The sequence below is a fragment of the Gordonia sp. UBA7599 genome (assembly GCA_002477755.1).
In the GTDB taxonomy this organism is placed as follows: Bacteria; Actinomycetota; Actinomycetes; order Mycobacteriales; family Mycobacteriaceae; genus Gordonia.
This window is the reverse complement of the sequence record DLKD01000091.1, coordinates 7669-22895: the sequence shown is the minus strand read 5'-3', so window position 1 is coordinate 22895 and position 15227 is coordinate 7669. Positions and strand designations below refer to the sequence as shown.

Genomic DNA, 15227 nt, shown 5'->3' with positions numbered 1-15227 from the left:
GTTACCCTAGTCTTATGTCCCTCGAGACAGACGGCAGCGCGGCCGTGCCAGCAGGCACCACCGTCGTAGAGCCCGAGACCATCGTCGACGAGAACGTCGACAGTCCGTGGGTCGCGGTCGTCTGGGACGACCCGGTCAACCTCATGCCCTACGTCACCTTCGTTTTCCAGAAGTTGTTCGGCTACACCCGTGCCAAGGCGCACGAGTTGATGATGCAGGTCCACAACGAGGGCAGGGCCGTGGTGTCGTCGGGGTCGCGGGACAAGATGGAGTCCGATGTGCGGCGGCTGCACACCGCGGGACTGTGGGCGACGATGCAGCGCGATTCATGATGGAGGGGGATTCATGACGCGCCGCCATCTCACGGGTTGGAAGCGACGCGGATCCGGATCGCAGGTCACGCTGTCGGCCCGCTGCAGCGAACACGAGTCCGAATTGCTGCACTCCATCGTGTCGTCGATGCGCGAACTCCTCGTCGAACGGTCAGGATCGGCTCCCGTCGACGAGCTGGCGGCGATCACCGGGATCCGGTCGGGGCATTCGACGGCGCCCCGTGATGCGACGCTGGGCCGGTTGCTCCCGGACTTCCACCGGCCCGATCAGGACGAAGAGCTCGGCTGCGACACGGTCAGCGGCGACCTCAACGGCGCCCTGCGCAGTATCAACGAACCACTGATCATCGACGATAAGCTCGCGGCCGCACAGTGCCTGCTCGATACGGTTCCGGTGGGCGGGGGCGAGATCACGCTGACTGCCGCGCAAGCCGAGCAGTGGCTGACCGCGATAAACGACGTGCGGCTTTCACTCGGCGCCATGCTCGGCATCGACGAGGACACCCCCGAAGAGCTCGATCCCGACCACCCTTACGCCGCGCACTTGCACGTGTACCGGTGGCTGACCGAGCAGCAGTGGATCCTGGTCGAGGAGCTGATGCGCTGATGGGCGGAGTGAGCGCGGTGGCGGGTGATCGGATCACCGACGTCGCCGGGATCGCCGTCGGGCATCACAGCAGGTTGGACGACGTGGTCACCGTGGGGACGCCGGAATCGCCCGGCACCGGATGGGCCACCGGGACGACGGTCCTCACCGTTCCCGAAGGCGCCGTGACCGCCGTCGATGTGCGCGGCGGTGGGCCTGGGACGCGGGAAACCGACCTGCTGGATCCGGCCAACACCGTCCAGACCACGCACGCCATCGTTCTGGGTGGCGGGAGCGCATTCGGCCTGGCCGCCGCCGACGGCGTGATGCTGGCGCTCGAGGAGCGCGGTGTCGGGCTGCCCATGGATGCCTTGGGACACGTCGTGCCGATCGTGGCCGGGGCGGTCATCTTCGACCTGCTCGTCGGCGACTGGCTGGCGCGCCCCGACGCCGGTTTCGGGGCGCAGGCCCTGGCCGCCGCGGCAGCCGACTTCGCCATCGGCACGGTCGGAGCGGGGACCGGTGCGCGCGCCGGGGCGCTCAAAGGCGGTATCGGCACGGCCAGCCTCACCCTCGCTGACGGTGCGGCCGCGGGGATCACCGTCGGGGCGCTGATCGTCGCCAATCCGGTCGGCGATGTCCTCGACCCGACGACGGGTCTGCCGTGGGGGGCCGGCACCGCCGATCTGGAGTACTACGGGCTGCGGCCGCCGTCGGCTACGGATCTGGACGCGCTGGCACAGGCGCGCGCCGCGTCGACGACGCCGTTGAACACGACGATTGGCGTCGTCGCGACCGACGCCGACCTCGACCAGGCCTGCACCAAGCGCATCGCCATGGCCGCCCACGATGGATTGGCACGGGCCATCGTGCCCGCGCATTCCCCGCTCGACGGCGACACCATCTTCGCCGTTGCGACCGGTGCGGTGCCCGGTGCGGCGCGTGACGCGGTGCGCGAATTCACGCCGGTTGGAATGCATCGCGACGTTGCGATTGTTGCCGAAGTCAGTGCGGCTGCGGCGACGGTCACCCAACGGGCCATCGTCAACGCGGTGCTGGCGGCCACCCCGGTCGCCGACATCGCGTCGCTGCGCTCGCTGCTGCCGTCGGCGGTGGTGCACCGGACAGACGGCTGAGCGGGGAATCGGACTTGCTGCGAATCGATCGACGCCTGGTAGAGGCGATGGTGGCCCATGCGCGCACCGACCACCCCGACGAAGCGTGTGGCGTGCTGCCCGGGCCGGAGGGATCCGACGAGCCGACGCGCATCGTGGAGATGATGAACGCCGAGCGCTCGCCCACGTTCTACCGGTTCGACTCCGGCGAGCAGCTGAAGGTGTGGCGGGCGATGGACGACGCCGACGAGGTGCCGGTCGTCATCTATCACAGTCACACGGCGACCGACCCCTATCCGTCGCGAACCGATTCCGGGTTGGCCGCCGAGCCCGACGCCCATTACGTGCTCGTCGGGACAGCCGACCCAGACGTCGCCCTGGTGTGCAGCTATCGCATCGTCGACGGGGTGATCACCGCTGAGCCCATCACCGTCGTCGATTCCGGTGACGGCGCGGCACAGAGTCGATTCGACGTGCCCGACCCCTCATCCCCGGCCCACCCGGCTCACAACCACTCGACCAACGACAAGGAGTGACCATGGCAGTCTCCGTATCGATCCCGACGATCCTGCGCGCCCACACCGGCGGCGAGAAGCGGGTGCCGGCGACCGGCGCGACCCTGGGCGCGGTGATCACCGACCTCGAGACGAATCACCCCGGGCTCGCCGGACGCCTGCGCGATGAGAACGGCGCGCTACTACGATTCGTCAATATCTACGTCAACGACGAGGACGTCCGCTTCACCGGCGGTCTCGACACCGAGGTGGGTGACGGCGACGATGTCACTGTGCTGCCGGCCGTCGCCGGAGGCGACAAGTCGGCAACCGTCGCCGGAGGCGACAAGTCGGCACCTGTCGCCGGAGGCTGAGCGGTGGCGCGATTCGACTCGCTGATCGAGTCGGTGGGGCACACCCCGCTCGTCGGGTTGCAGCGGCTGTCGCCGCAGTGGGGCGACGAGGACCAGCCGCACGTGCGCCTGTGGCTGAAGTTGGAGGACCGCAACCCGACCGGGTCGATCAAGGACCGCGCTGCGCTGGCGATGGTCGAGGCGGCCGAGCGCGACGGCACGTTGGTGCCGGGGGCCACGGTGTTGGAGCCGACCAGCGGCAATACCGGCATCTCGTTGGCGATGGCGTGCAAGCTCAAGGGCTATTCGTTGATCTGCGTGATGCCGGAGAATACGTCTGCCGAGCGCCGGGCACTGCTCGAGATGTACGGCGCGCGCGTGATCTCCTCACCCGCAGCCGGTGGGTCGAACACGGCCGTGGCGATGGCCAAGGAATTGGCGGCGACCAACCCCGACTGGACCATGCTCTACCAGTACGGCAACGAGGCCAACGCCCGCGCACATTACGAGGGCACCGGACCCGAGCTGTGGGCCGACCTGCCCGAGATCACGGCTTTCGTCGCCGGGTTGGGGACGACCGGAACGCTGATGGGCGTCGGCCGGTTTCTACGCGAGCAGCGTGACGACATCGCGATCGTCGCTGCCGAGCCGCGGTACGGCGATGAGGTGTACGGCCTGCGCAACGTCGACGAGGGGTTCGTGCCTGAGCTGTACGACGAGTCTGTCCTGACCCGACGGTTCTCGGTGACCGGCGAGGACGCGGTGGCGCGGGTGCGCCAGCTCATCGATGCCGAGGGGATCTTCGCGGGTGTGTCCACCGGGGCCGTTCTCCATGCCGCGATGCGCCTGGCGAGCACTGCGGCCCGCAACGGTGAACGGGCCGACATCGCGATGGTGATGCCCGATGCCGGCTGGAAGTACCTCTCGACGGGTGTCTACAGCACCGACCCCGACGAGGCGGTGGCCGCGGTCGAAGGGCAGTTGTGGGCCTGAGCGTAAACTTGCCGGGAAATCCTTGCCGGACTCCGGCCGTGCGAGTCGTCTCCAGTCAGTGAGGGCAGTGCGATCAGCATCGATCAACGGGCGCCGATCGGAATTTTCGATTCCGGCGTTGGCGGCCTCACCGTCGCACGCGCCATCATCGACCAGCTGCCCGACGAGGACATCGTCTACATCGGCGACACCGCGAACGGACCGTACGGCCCGCTGACCATCCCGGAGGTGCGCCGCCACGCGTTGGCGATCGGCGACGAACTCGCCTCCCGCGGCGTCAAGGCGATCGTGATCGCGTGCAACACCGCGTCGGCAGCCTGTTTGCGCGATGCCCGGGAGCGCTACGCGCCGATCCCCGTCGTCGAAGTCATCCTGCCCGCGGTGCGGCGAGCCGTCGCGGCGACGAAGTCGGGCCGGATCGGCGTGATCGGCACTGAGGCCACCATCGCCTCCCGTGCCTACGACGATTCGTTCGCCGCGGCCCCCGACGTGGAGATCACCTCGGCGGCCTGCCCCAAGTTCGTCGATTTCGTCGAGCGGGGGATCACCAGCGGCCGCCAGATCCTCGGCCTGGCCGAAGGCTATCTCGAGCCGTTGCGCGACGCCGGGGTCGACGCCGTCGTCCTCGGCTGTACCCACTACCCGTTGCTGTCGGGGATAGTGCAGCTCGCCGTCGGCGACGAGGTGACGCTCGTGTCGAGCGCGGAGGAGACCGCCAAGGATGTGGTGCGCGTCTTGACTGAGCTCGACCTGCTGCACCCGCACTCTGATCGCGAGGCGCACCGCGTGTTCACCGCCACCGGTGACCCGGAATCGTTCGCGAAGCTCGCCAGGCGGTTCCTCGGCCCGGCGGTCGGGGAGGTCCAGCACCTGTGAGGCGGTTCGCCCGCATCACGGATGCGTCCCAACACGCCGATTCGACGTTGTCCCTCGCGAGCGGCGTGGCAGAGTGGTCCCCATGCATCTGACGGTTCTTGGATGCTCGGGCAGCGTGAACGGCCCCGGGGCGGCATGTTCGGGATACCTCGTGTCCGTACCCGGTGAGCTACCGGTCCTGATCGACTGCGGCCCGGGCGTGTTCGGCGAGCTGCAGGCCGTCGCCGATCCCAACGACGTCGCTGTCGTGCTGAGCCATCTGCACGCCGATCACTGCATGGATCTGCCCGCGATGTTGGTGTGGCGCCGGTGGGCGCCTGTTCCTGCCATCGGCCGGGTACCGCTCTGGGGGCCCGAGGGCACCGCTGGGCGCATCGGCGCCGGATCGTCGGAGTTCCCCGGCGAAGTCGACGACATCAGCGACACGTTCGAGGTCTCCGAGTGGGTCGAAGGTCAGGCCGTTGAACTGCGCGGACTGTCCTTTACCCCCTACCGGATGGACCACCCGCCGGCGACCTACGGCCTGCGTGTCACGGGCCCCAACGGGGAGGTGCTGGCCTACAGCGGTGACACCGCCCCGTGCGACGAGCTCGTCGAGTTGGCGCGCGGCGCGGATGTGTTTCTCTGCGAGGCGTCGTGGACCCACGATCCCGCGAGCCGTCCGCCGCACCTGCACATGTCCGGCGTCGAGGCCGGCGAGGCCGCCACCGCAGCCGGTGTCGGCGTCCTCGCGGTCACGCACATCCCGCCGTGGACGTCGACCGCCGATATCCTCGCCGAGGTCCGCTCCAGCTTCTCCGGCCACATCGAGCTGGTCCAACAGGGCCAGGAGTTGGACGTCTCCGCGGTGTCGTCACGCGCGTAAGGCCCCGCGCACTAGAGTGAAGCCCGTGACGACACGTGCAGACGGCCGAGCCGATGACGAGCTCCGGCCCATCAAGTTCACCCGCGGATTCACCAGCAACCCGGCCGGTTCGGTGCTGGTCGAATTCGGACATACCAGGGTGCTGTGCACCGCCAGCGTCACCGACGGGGTCCCGCCGTGGCGGCGCGGATCGGGGCGGGGTTGGCTGACCGCCGAATACGCGATGCTGCCCGCCGCCACACATGAGCGCTCAGCCCGTGAGTCGGTGAAGGGCCGCGTGGGCGGTCGCACCCATGAGATCAGCCGACTGATCGGGCGGTCGCTGCGGGCGTGCATCGATCTGGCGGCCATCGGCGAGAACACCATCGCGCTGGACTGCGACGTCTTGGAGGCCGACGGCGGGACCAGGACGGCGGCCATCACCGGTGCCTACGTCGCCCTCGTCGACGCGGTGACCTACTTGCGCGCCCACGACAAGCTGGCCGACCCTCAACCCCTGTCGTGTGCGATCGCCGCGGTCAGTGTCGGGATCGTCGACGGCCGTGTGCGCCTGGATCTGCCGTACGAGGAGGATTCGCGCGCCGAGGTCGACATGAACGTCGTGGCCACCGACGCCGGGACCCTCGTCGAGGTGCAGGGCACCGCCGAGGGCGCCACGTTCTCCCGCGCAACGCTGGATCGGCTGCTCGATCTCGCCCAGGCCGGCACGGCACAACTGTGCGCCGCGCAGCAAGAGGCCCTCGCCGGCGAATACCCGGGTTCGCTGCCCGGACTGTCGTCCTGAAGCCCACCGACATGAGCCGGTTGTTGCTGGCGAGCCGAAATGCGAAGAAGCTCGCCGAATTGCGCCGCGTCGTGGCCGCCGCCGGGTTGACCGGCGTCGAGGTCGTCGGACTCGACGATGTGCCACCGTTCCCCGAGGAGCCGGAGACCGGCGCGACGTTCGAGGAGAACGCCCTGATCAAGGCGCGCGCCGGGGCCCGTTCCACTGGACTCCCGTGCGTCGCCGACGACTCGGGTCTGGCCGTCGACGCATTGAACGGCATGCCCGGCGTGTTGTCGGCCCGCTGGTCGGGCCGACACGGCGACGACGAGGCCAACAACGCGCTGCTGCTGGGCCAGCTCGCCGACGTGCCCGCTGATCGTCGGGGGGCGGCCTTTGTCTCTGCGTGCGCTCTGGTGGATCCAGAAGGCGAAACCGCGGTGGTGCGCGGCGAGTGGCGCGGCTCGATTGTGACCGAGCCCCGTGGTGCGGCCGGTTTCGGCTACGACCCGCTGTTCGTCCCCGACGACGAGGCTGCCGGTGGGCGCACTTCGGCGGAATTGGCTGCGGAGGAGAAGGACGCGCTCAGCCACCGTGGCAAGGCGCTGGCGCAGTTGCTCCCGTTGCTGCGCGCGCTGAGCTGATCCGCGATGGGTTGAGCCGAGCTCAGAGGCCGTAGGCCTGCTTCACGTCGCGCGTACGGATGTGCTCGACGTAGAACGACAGGAACGGGATGGTTCCGGCTAGGGCGGTACCCAGCGTTTTGCCGAATCCCCAACGCGCCTTGATCGCCAGGTCGATGCAGAAGATCAGGTAGACGAAGTACACCCAGCCGTGGACGACGCCGATCCAGCTGAAATCGTCGACGCCGAAGCCGTACTTCGCGATCATCTCGCCGACCAGGACCAGTAGCCAGATACCGGTGATCCACGCCAGGACCCGGTAGCGCGTCAGCGCCCCGGGAATCGCGGCGGCGTTGGGTCGTGCGGTCTCGCTGACGGTCGGGGGTGCGGACTGGTCGGCGTCGGTCACGTCGGATTCCTATCGGGTGCGGACTTGTTGAGCTGTTTCAGGTAGGCGTTGTAGCCGGCCAGATCATCGTCGGTGTCGGCCGGTCCGTCGAGCGCGGCGTCGGCGCTGGGGATCGTGGGGCGTTCGGGCAGCAGGTCGGCGCGGATCTGAGCATCGACGCTGCGCTGCTTGGCGGTGAGCTTGGCCTGCTCCTGCGGGTCGCTCTCCAGGATGACGAATCGGCGATAGGCGTAGATCACCGCGACGGCGAACGCCGGCCATTGCAAGGCGTAGCCGAGGTTTTGGAAGGTACCCGAGGCGGACTCGAACCGGGTCCACTGCCAATAGGCCAGTCCCAGGCACGCCACTGCCGCTACCAGCGTCAACGCGATCAGCGCCGGACGGTGGCGCCGGGGTCGGGGCTCAGACGGCATGACACCGACGGTACCCGCCGGGCGATCGGACCGGCCAATCGCCTCGGTGTAGTGTGGGCGGCGCGATACGCGCGAGTGGCGGAATTGGCAGACGCGCTGGATTTAGGTTCCAGTGTCCTCGGACGTGCAGGTTCAAGTCCTGTCTCGCGCACGGTAGTCGTGCACATACGCCAAGAGCGCCGGACCTGAAACGGTCCGGCGCTCTTGTGCGTGTTGGGGTCTACCGCAGGCTCTTCGGAACCAGCGAGACCGGGGTGTAGAACGAGCGCGTCACCTCACGGTTCTCCGAGTCGGTCGCCGCGAGCGCCTTGGAGGAGAGGATGCCGACGATCGGGCCGCCGTTGGCTCGGATGCCCGCGCCACTGTCGCCGCCCTCCGAGCGGAACGTCGCCTCGACGACAAGCGTCGACTGGTTCACCAGCAGGCTCGGCGGCGCGAAGGCGCAGGCGATGGTCAACGGTCCGGGCAGCGGGCACTCCACAGCCTGGATCAGTTGCGGCTTCGGGGTCACGACAACGCCGCGGGACAACCCGGTGGTGGCGCCGTACTTGCTCACCGGCTCACCCTGCTTGACCTTGGCGCCCCAGTCGATCCGGTCGACCTTGACGCGCTGGCCGGGCAGGAGCGTGACGACCGCGATGTCGGCGTGCCGGCTGATCAGGTTGGTGGTGATGGTGCCGATCTTGTCGCCGTTGGTGTTGAAGAGGTCCTCACCCTTCTTGCCGCAGTGTCCGGCAGTCAGGGCGCGGGTCGAGTTGATCACGGCTCCGAGGGTGCACTTGGCCTCGGTGATGATCGTCGTCGGGCGGCGGATCTCCATTCCCGAGGCGATAACCGTCGAGTCGGTGGTCGGCGCCGCCATGGCGGGCGCGGCCACGCCGATGGACAGTGCGATCGCCGCCGGTGCCAGGGCAGCGGTCATCAGAACGGATGCACGCATGGGTGATGAACCTCGATCGATAAAGGAGCTGAACAAGTCCCGTCTACGCTAGTTTCGTCGGCAGCCCCGGGCAATTCGTAAGCCAAACTGACACCTTCTTGACGCATAATTCGGAGGTGATTCTCAGGTTGCGGACCGCGCTGACGGTGCTGCTCGGTGTACTGGTGGTGATGGTTTCTGGCTGTGGCCTGCAGGAATACGTCCGCAACCAGGTCGAGTCGATCGAAAAATCGGGCATTCCGTCAACGATCGACGTCGGCGGGTCCGGCACCTATATCGATACCGTGGGGCTGGGGAAGGTGGCGAAGCTCCCGGTGCGCAAGCGCGTGTCGATGAAGGGGTACGGGCGAGGGGCGTTCGGTCCGTTGTGGGACGACAACGTGAATGTGGAGTTCGGGCACAACGGCTGCAACACCCGAGACGACATCCTGCGCCGCGACCTCACCGACGTCGTGATGCGGCCGGGGGGCTGCTTCGTCTCGACGGGCACCCTGGTGGATCGGTACACGGGCAAGACGGTGCGGTTCGTGCGCGGTCCGAACACTTCCGGCGACGTCGAGATCGACCACCTCGTGTCATTGGCGAACGCCTGGACGACCGGTGCCCGCTTCTTCGACGACGAGAAGCGGCGCAACCTCGCCAACGATCCGCGCAACCTGCAGGCGGTGTCCCGCGCGATCAACCAGACCAAAGGCCCCTACGACGCCGAGGGATTCCTGCCGCCCGACCCCGCCTACCGGTGCACCTATGTGAACCGCCAGCTCGACGTCAAGCTCGCCTACGGACTCTGGGTCACACAGAAAGAGGCGAATGCGATGCGGGCGGTGCTGCTGGCATGTCCGAAGCCGGCGTGATGGGCCACCCGTGTGCCGACCTCGGCGTCGTTGACCGGTTCGCCGCGGCGCTGCGCCGTGCCGGTTTCACCACCGACGGTATCGAGGCGCATCTGGGCGCCGAGGTATCGGCAGCGCTCACCGGCGGTGTCAGTTGGCCGGCTGCGGCAGTCCTCGCCGACGATCGTCGTCTGTCGACGCTCATCGCGTTGTTCTTGCTCGGCGAGGAGCGGGCGGTCGCTGCGCTGGAAGGGGCTTTGAGCGGTGTCGGCGTCGATGAATTGGCCGGGCAGGGGATCGTTGCCGTCGCCGACGGCGGTGCGACGGTGCGGCCGATCCTCGACGTGCGGCCCTACGCCGACGATGCGGGGGAGTACCTCGTCTTCGCCGACCAGGACTCGGGTCGACGCTCGGGGACGCTCGCCCATGACCACGTGTTGGGTATCGGAGGGGCATCGGTCTCGTTGGCGCGGGCGGTGATCCGAGCACCCGTGCGTCGCGCGCTCGACGTCGGCACCGGCTGCGGCGTGCAGGCGTTGCACCTGGGGGCGCACTGCGCCGACATCGTCGCCACCGATACGAACGACCGCGCGCTCGCGCTGGCTGCAGCAACGGCACGAGCGAGCGGGCAGTCGTGGGACCTGCGTCGAGGGAGCCTGTTCGAGCCGGTGGCCGGGGAGCGTTTCGACCTGATCGTGTCCAATCCGCCGTTCGTCATCAGCCGCGGCGACCAGGACTACATCTACCGCGACTCGGGGGTGCCGGCCGACGGGCTGTGCGAACAGTTGATCGCGCAGCTACCGGAGCACCTCAACCCCGGCGGCGTCGCGAGTGTCTTGGCCAACTGGGCGGTCACCGACGTCGACGACTGGTCGGCCCGACCGCGCCGGTGGTTGGCGAACACCGGCCTCGACGCCTGGGTGGTGCAGCGTGAGCTGGCCGACCCCATCAGTTACGTGAGCCTCTGGCTCGCCGATGCCGGAGAGTCCCCGGAGCGCATTGCGACGCGCGGCCGCGAGTGGCTCGACTACTTCGCCGATGCCGGCATCGTGGCGGTCGGGATGGGCGTGTTGACGCTGCGCCGCCCGTCAGTCGGTGGTGCGGTTCGCTTTCAGATCGTCGAAGAGATCACCGGTGCAGGCGAGGAGGTGACCGGCGACGAGGCACAGGCATTCCTGGCCCGGCAGGACTTCCTGGCCGAGAACTCCGATGAGGATCTGCTGGCGATGCGCCTGTCGACCTCGCCGGTCATGCTCGAGGAGCACTTGCTGCCCGGCGATGACGGCTGGCAATGCGTGGGGTCGGTGCTGCGCCGTCCCGGCGGCCCCGGTGCAGCGATTCCGCTCGACGAGGTGTCGCGTGCCTTGTTCGCCGGTTGTCGGGGGCAGGTGGCGCTCGCCGACCTGATCGCCCTGCTCGCCGCCCACCACGACGTCGATGCCGATGCGCTCGCACAGGCTGCCATGCCCGTCGTGCGCGAGGCCATCGCCCGTGGAATCGCCTATCAGGCGGTGTGAGACGACAACCTGCGGAACAGGATCACCGGTAGCCGGTGGAGCTTGTCGACGCCGAGGGTGCGCCGGAACTCCGCCCACGCCCAGCACAGTCCGAAGACGCCGAGGGTGACCGCTGCGGTGACCATCGGCGACCAGGGTCGCGCGACGACGAAGATCGGGATGACCACCAGCAGCAGCGCCTGCAGGACGTAGGAGTCCAGGCTGCGCGCGCCGGTCATGATCAACGGCCGCAAGAGGTTGCGCCGCTGCAGGTGGGGGATCAGCCAGCCGAATAGCGCGTACAGCGTCATCACGAGCAGCCACGAGGCGAAGACCCGGGCGACGCGGAAGTCGACCTTGTCGGCGATCGACGGTTCAATGTGGTGCCACGGCCCGGTCTTGAAACCGAAGTACAGGAAGCACCAGCCCGCGACCGCAGCGAGCAGCAACCACGGCAGCCGGGCGATCAACCACTCGTCGGCCCGCCAGCGGCGCCAGTACCAGCCCAGGACGAGCGCAGGGAAGAACATGACCTGCCAGGCCGCCCAGTTCTGGATTTCCAAGCCGCCGAAGGCGATGGTCCACCACTGCGACCAGTCCGGTGCCGCGATCCACTTGCGTCCGGGCGAGCTCGTGATGAAGAACCAGTCCGGGCTGTGGAACTGCGAGTACGCGTACAGCGCGATTGAGGTGACCAGGATCAGCCACCCGAATCCTCGTCGCAGCAGCGGCAGCAAGAGTCCTGCCACGGCCAGGAAGACCAGGTACATGAGCAGAATGTCGCCGCCGGAGGGGAGGTAGCGCAGCAGCAACGACAGCCCGATGCCGGTCCCGGCGTCGCCGACTGGGCGCAACCGGACCAGGGAGTAGTAGCCGGCCATCCCCGCGGCGACGGCGACCAGGCAAATCACCAGCTGGCACAGGTAGAGCACGACGAGCCGCTTGCCCAGCCGTCGGTAGGTGAACGGACCGCCGCGTCGCACGATCCACCCGCCGTAGACGATCCCGAACACCAATCCCGACAGTAGGACGAAGGCCGCCATCCCGTCGACGTACGGATAGGAATGCGTGGGGCGCCCGAGCATGGACTTGGGGCCCGCGAAATGGGCGGCGACCATGCTCCAGATGGCGAGGCCGCGGGTCGCGTCGATTGCCCAATCGCGACCCACGGCCCCGGTGCCGGGTGTGGCCGAACTCTTAGGTGTAGAGGTCGGCAATTGCCTGCTTGTACGCGTCGTGGATGACGTTGCGCTTCAGCTTGAGCGTCGGGGTCAGCCCGCCGTTCTCCACGGTGAAGTCACTGTCGAGAATCGCGAACTTCTTGATCGCCTCGGCCTTGGACACCGTCGCGTTCGCGGCGTCGATCGCGGTCTGGATCTCCGCCCGCAGGGCGGCGTTCTCGGTCACTTGCGAGAGAGGCGTATCGGCGGGCAGGCCGTTGCGCTCGAGCCAGCCGGGGTAGGCCTCCGGGTCGATCGTGACCAGCGCGGCGATGAACGGTTGGGCGTCACCGACGACGAGGCACTGGCTGACCAGCGCATTCGCGCGGATGGTGTCCTCGAGCTGGGCCGGCGAGACGTTCTTGCCACCTGCGGTGACGATGATCTCCTTCTTGCGGCCGGTGATCGAGAGGTAGCCGTCGTCGAGCGATCCGAGGTCGCCGGTGTGGAACCAGCCGTCGACGATCGCATCGGCGGTGGCCACTTCGTTCTTCCAGTACCCGCCGAAGACGACCGGGCCCTTGAGCAGCACCTCGCCGTCCTCGGCGATGGCCACGCTGACGCCCTCGACGGGGCGTCCGACGCTACCGACCTTCTGCTGGCCGGGCTGGTTGGCGGTGACCGCCGCAGTGGTCTCGGTGAGGCCGTAGCCCTCGTAGATCGGGACGCCGGCGCCGCGGAAGAAGTGGCCCAGTCGCGCGCCGAGCGGGCCGCCGCCGGACACCGCCGCCTCGCATCGCCCGCCCAGCGCGTCGCGCAACTTGCCGTAGACCAGCTTGTTGAACACCGCGTGGCGCAGCTTCAGGCCCAGGCCGGCGCCACCGGTGTCTTGGGCCTTGCTCCACTCGACGGCGGTCGCGGCGGCCTTGGCGAAGATCTTGCCCTTGCCGCCGTCGATCGCCTTCTGCTCGGCAGAGTTGTACACCTTCTCGAACACGCGCGGCACCGACAGGACGAAGTCGGGGGAGAAGACCGCGAAGTGGGCCACCAGGTTGGGGATGTCACTGGTGTGTCCGACGATGACCTTGTTCTCCAGGGCGGTGATCGCGATGACGCGGGCGAACACGTGGGCCAGGGGGAGGAATAGCAGCGTCGACTTACCCGGCGTCATCATCGAGCCCAACCCTGCGCGAACCGCGGCGGCCTCGGCGAGGAAGTTCGCATGCGTCAGGACGACGCCCTTGGGTCGGCCGGTCGTGCCCGAGGTGTAGATCAGAGTCGCGGCGTCGGCGGCATTGCTGCCAGCGTGGCGGGCATCGAGGTCGGCATCGGTCACTGCGGCACCGCGGCGGGCCAGTTCGGCGATCGCACCGTCGTCGATGATGAGCGTCTCGCGGACCTCGGGGCAGTTCTTGATGACCTCGCCGTGGTAGGCGAGGTTCTTCTGGGTCTCCAGGATGACCAGCGAGGCGCCCGAGTTGGTGAGGATCCAGTCGACCTGGTCGGGTGAGGAGGTGTCGAAGATGGCGACGGTGGTCGCGCCGGCGCGCCAGATGGCGTAGTCGATGACGGTCCACTCGTAGCGCGTCGAGGACAACAGTGCGACGCGATCACCGGCCGCCACGCCCGAGGCGATGAGGCCCTTGGCGACGGCGTCGACCTCGTCGGCGAACTGTGCAGCCGTGACGTTGACCCACGCGCCGTTCACATGGCGACGGAACAGCGGCATGGTGGGATTCTCGGCGCGGTAGCGCAGCACGGTATCCACACACGTTGCGTTCTCATCGATCGTGAAATTGGCGGGCTTGGTCGATTCCTGCATGGTGTCGCTCCCAGTGGTGGTCAACTCGGCGTGTCTGATTTGACGCTGTCACGGTAGCAAGCCTGTGCTGGGCGTCACATCCGGGTTGGTCAGATTTCGACGGATGCGCGTGATGGAGCCGATCGGCGATAGAGTTGGCGTCCATAATGACCACCGATCACGCAGATTCTTTCGACGACCTCGGTATCGACGACCGGGTGCGCCGCGCTCTCAACGACGTCGGCTATGAGACGCCGTCGCCGATCCAGGCCGCGACCATTCCACCTCTGATGGCCGGGCGCGACGTCGTGGGCCTGGCCCAGACGGGCACCGGCAAGACCGCTGCGTTCGCCATCCCCATCCTGTCGCGCATCGACACGTCGGCCCGCAAGCCGCAGGCTCTCGTGCTGGCACCGACGCGGGAGCTGGCTCTGCAGGTCGCCGAGGCGTTCGGGCGGTATGCGACCCACATCCCCGAGCTGCGCGTGCTGCCCATCTACGGCGGGCAGAGCTACGGCGTTCAGTTGTCGGGCCTACGCCGGGGCGCGCAGGTCATCGTCGGGACGCCCGGACGCGTGATCGACCATCTCGACAAGGGCACCCTCGACATCTCCGAGCTGGAGTTCCTGGTCCTCGATGAGGCCGACGAGATGCTGACTATGGGGTTCGCCGAGGACGTCGAGCGCATACTCGCCGACACCCCCGACACCAAGCAGGTCGCACTCTTCTCGGCGACGATGCCCAAGGCAATCGGCCGCCTGGCACAGAAGTACCTCCACGATCCCGTCGAGGTGACCGTCAAGTCGAAGACGTCGACGGCGCAGAACATCACGCAGAAGTTCTTGCAGGTCTCCCACCAGCGCAAACTCGACGCGCTGACCCGCGTCCTGGAGGTCGAGCAGTTCGACGGGATGATCGTCTTCGTCCGTACCAAGCAGGCGACCGAGGAACTCGCCGAGAAGCTGCGCGCCCGCGGTCACTCGGCGATGGCGATCAACGGCGACATGGTGCAGGCCCAGCGCGAGCGGACCATCAACCAGCTCAAGGACGGCTCGCTGGACATCCTCGTCGCCACTGACGTCGCCGCTCGCGGACTCGACGTCGACCGCATCAGCCACGTCGTGAATTACGACATCCCGCATGACACCGAGTCGTATGTCCACCGCATCGGCCGC

At 68.0% G+C, this 15227-nt stretch carries 18 protein-coding genes and 1 tRNA gene; 14 read left to right on the top strand and 5 right to left on the bottom strand.

Annotation, left to right across the window (positions count from 1 at the left end; translation table 11 throughout):
* Positions 1-14 precede the first annotated feature (14 nt).
* From clpS to rdgB, 10 genes are all read left to right on the top strand, one after another.
* Entirely contained in the window at positions 15-332 is a 318-nt protein-coding gene (gene clpS, locus B4L26_RS10675; protein ID WP_290718806.1) for an ATP-dependent Clp protease adapter ClpS, read from the top strand.
* A gap of 13 nt (positions 333-345) precedes the next feature.
* A complete protein-coding gene (locus tag B4L26_RS10670; RefSeq protein ID WP_290718804.1) occupies positions 346-939 on the top strand; it encodes a DUF2017 domain-containing protein in 594 nt (197 codons plus the stop codon).
* A complete protein-coding gene (locus tag B4L26_RS10665) occupies positions 939-2054 on the top strand; it encodes a P1 family peptidase (RefSeq protein ID WP_290718802.1) in 1116 nt (371 codons plus the stop codon). Before B4L26_RS10670 ends, B4L26_RS10665 begins: the two co-directional genes overlap by 1 nt.
* A gap of 14 nt (positions 2055-2068) precedes the next feature.
* Positions 2069-2569 (top strand): M67 family metallopeptidase, encoded by a 501-nt coding sequence (locus tag B4L26_RS10660; protein WP_290718800.1) that lies wholly within the window; start codon positions 2069-2071, stop codon positions 2567-2569.
* A gap of 2 nt (positions 2570-2571) precedes the next feature.
* On the top strand, positions 2572-2901 hold the full coding sequence (locus B4L26_RS10655; RefSeq protein WP_290718798.1) for a MoaD/ThiS family protein: 330 nt from the start codon (positions 2572-2574) through the stop codon (positions 2899-2901).
* A gap of 3 nt (positions 2902-2904) precedes the next feature.
* Positions 2905-3873: a PLP-dependent cysteine synthase family protein gene (locus B4L26_RS10650; RefSeq protein ID WP_290718796.1), complete on the top strand. Its 969-nt coding sequence runs from the start codon at positions 2905-2907 to the stop codon at positions 3871-3873.
* Positions 3874-3945: 72 nt separating this feature from the next.
* Entirely contained in the window at positions 3946-4749 is an 804-nt protein-coding gene (gene murI / locus B4L26_RS10645; protein ID WP_290718830.1) for a glutamate racemase, read from the top strand.
* 82 nt (positions 4750-4831) lie between these two features.
* Positions 4832-5614, top strand: a complete 783-nt coding sequence (locus B4L26_RS10640; protein WP_290718794.1) for a cyclic nucleotide-degrading phosphodiesterase — start codon at positions 4832-4834, stop codon at positions 5612-5614.
* A gap of 25 nt (positions 5615-5639) precedes the next feature.
* Positions 5640-6398 (top strand): ribonuclease PH, encoded by a 759-nt coding sequence (rph, locus tag B4L26_RS10635; protein WP_290718792.1) that lies wholly within the window; start codon positions 5640-5642, stop codon positions 6396-6398.
* 11 nt (positions 6399-6409) lie between these two features.
* Entirely contained in the window at positions 6410-7021 is a 612-nt protein-coding gene (gene rdgB, locus B4L26_RS10630; protein ID WP_290718790.1) for an RdgB/HAM1 family non-canonical purine NTP pyrophosphatase, read from the top strand.
* Positions 7022-7043: 22 nt separating this feature from the next.
* Here rdgB and B4L26_RS10625 read toward each other — a convergent pair whose 3' ends face one another.
* Complete coding sequence (locus tag B4L26_RS10625) at positions 7044-7409, bottom strand: DUF3817 domain-containing protein (RefSeq protein WP_290718788.1); 366 nt, start codon at positions 7407-7409, stop codon at positions 7044-7046.
* A complete protein-coding gene (locus B4L26_RS10620) occupies positions 7406-7822 on the bottom strand; it encodes a transcriptional regulator (RefSeq protein ID WP_290718786.1) in 417 nt (138 codons plus the stop codon). Before B4L26_RS10620 ends, B4L26_RS10625 begins: the two co-directional genes overlap by 4 nt.
* Before the next feature lie 69 nt (positions 7823-7891).
* Here B4L26_RS10620 and B4L26_RS10615 point away from each other — a divergent pair.
* A tRNA-Leu gene (locus B4L26_RS10615) sits at positions 7892-7973 on the top strand.
* 69 nt (positions 7974-8042) lie between these two features.
* Here the strand turns inward: B4L26_RS10615 and B4L26_RS10610 are convergent.
* Positions 8043-8762: a trypsin-like serine protease gene (locus tag B4L26_RS10610; RefSeq protein ID WP_290718784.1), complete on the bottom strand. Its 720-nt coding sequence runs from the start codon at positions 8760-8762 to the stop codon at positions 8043-8045.
* A gap of 116 nt (positions 8763-8878) precedes the next feature.
* On the opposite strand from B4L26_RS10610, the gene B4L26_RS10605 reads away from it, so the two are divergent.
* Together B4L26_RS10605 and B4L26_RS10600 are read left to right on the top strand one after the other, a co-directional pair.
* Positions 8879-9616: an HNH endonuclease family protein gene (locus tag B4L26_RS10605; protein ID WP_290718782.1), complete on the top strand. Its 738-nt coding sequence runs from the start codon at positions 8879-8881 to the stop codon at positions 9614-9616.
* A complete protein-coding gene (locus tag B4L26_RS10600; protein WP_290718780.1) occupies positions 9598-11112 on the top strand; it encodes a DUF7059 domain-containing protein in 1515 nt (504 codons plus the stop codon). The genes B4L26_RS10605 and B4L26_RS10600 overlap by 19 nt, the downstream gene beginning before the upstream one ends.
* On the opposite strand, the gene opgC is transcribed toward B4L26_RS10600, so the two are convergent.
* A complete protein-coding gene (gene opgC / locus B4L26_RS10595) occupies positions 11100-12308 on the bottom strand; it encodes an OpgC domain-containing protein (protein WP_290718778.1) in 1209 nt (402 codons plus the stop codon). The genes B4L26_RS10600 and opgC overlap by 13 nt on opposite strands.
* The gene (locus B4L26_RS10590) at positions 12289-14073 is read right to left on the bottom strand and encodes an AMP-dependent synthetase/ligase (RefSeq protein ID WP_290718776.1); all 1785 of its coding nucleotides are present in this window, start codon (positions 14071-14073) and stop codon (positions 12289-12291) included. Before B4L26_RS10590 ends, opgC begins: the two co-directional genes overlap by 20 nt.
* A 146-nt stretch (positions 14074-14219) precedes the next feature.
* On the opposite strand from B4L26_RS10590, the gene B4L26_RS10585 reads away from it, so the two are divergent.
* Positions 14220-15227, top strand: a 1008-nt coding sequence (locus B4L26_RS10585; protein WP_290718774.1) for a DEAD/DEAH box helicase, incomplete at its 3' end; no start/stop codon positions are given.

Bases quoted from the DNA above. Each gene is read 5' to 3' on its own strand.
- clpS (WP_290718806.1), top strand. From the start codon at position 15: ATGTCCCTCGAGACAGACGGCAGCGCGGCCGTGCCAGCAGGCACCACC.
- B4L26_RS10670 (WP_290718804.1), top strand. From the start codon at position 346: ATGACGCGCCGCCATCTCACGGGTTGGAAGCGACGCGGATCCGGATCG.
- B4L26_RS10665 (WP_290718802.1), top strand. From the start codon at position 939: ATGGGCGGAGTGAGCGCGGTGGCGGGTGATCGGATCACCGACGTCGCC.
- B4L26_RS10655 (WP_290718798.1), top strand. From the start codon at position 2,572: ATGGCAGTCTCCGTATCGATCCCGACGATCCTGCGCGCCCACACCGGC.
- B4L26_RS10640 (WP_290718794.1), top strand. From the start codon at position 4,832: ATGCATCTGACGGTTCTTGGATGCTCGGGCAGCGTGAACGGCCCCGGG.
- rdgB (WP_290718790.1), top strand. From the start codon at position 6,410: ATGAGCCGGTTGTTGCTGGCGAGCCGAAATGCGAAGAAGCTCGCCGAA.
- B4L26_RS10620 (WP_290718786.1), bottom strand. From the start codon at position 7,822: ATGCCGTCTGAGCCCCGACCCCGGCGCCACCGTCCGGCGCTGATCGCG.
- B4L26_RS10610 (WP_290718784.1), bottom strand. From the start codon at position 8,762: ATGCGTGCATCCGTTCTGATGACCGCTGCCCTGGCACCGGCGGCGATC.
- B4L26_RS10600 (WP_290718780.1), top strand. From the start codon at position 9,598: ATGTCCGAAGCCGGCGTGATGGGCCACCCGTGTGCCGACCTCGGCGTC.
- B4L26_RS10590 (WP_290718776.1), bottom strand. From the start codon at position 14,073: ATGCAGGAATCGACCAAGCCCGCCAATTTCACGATCGATGAGAACGCA.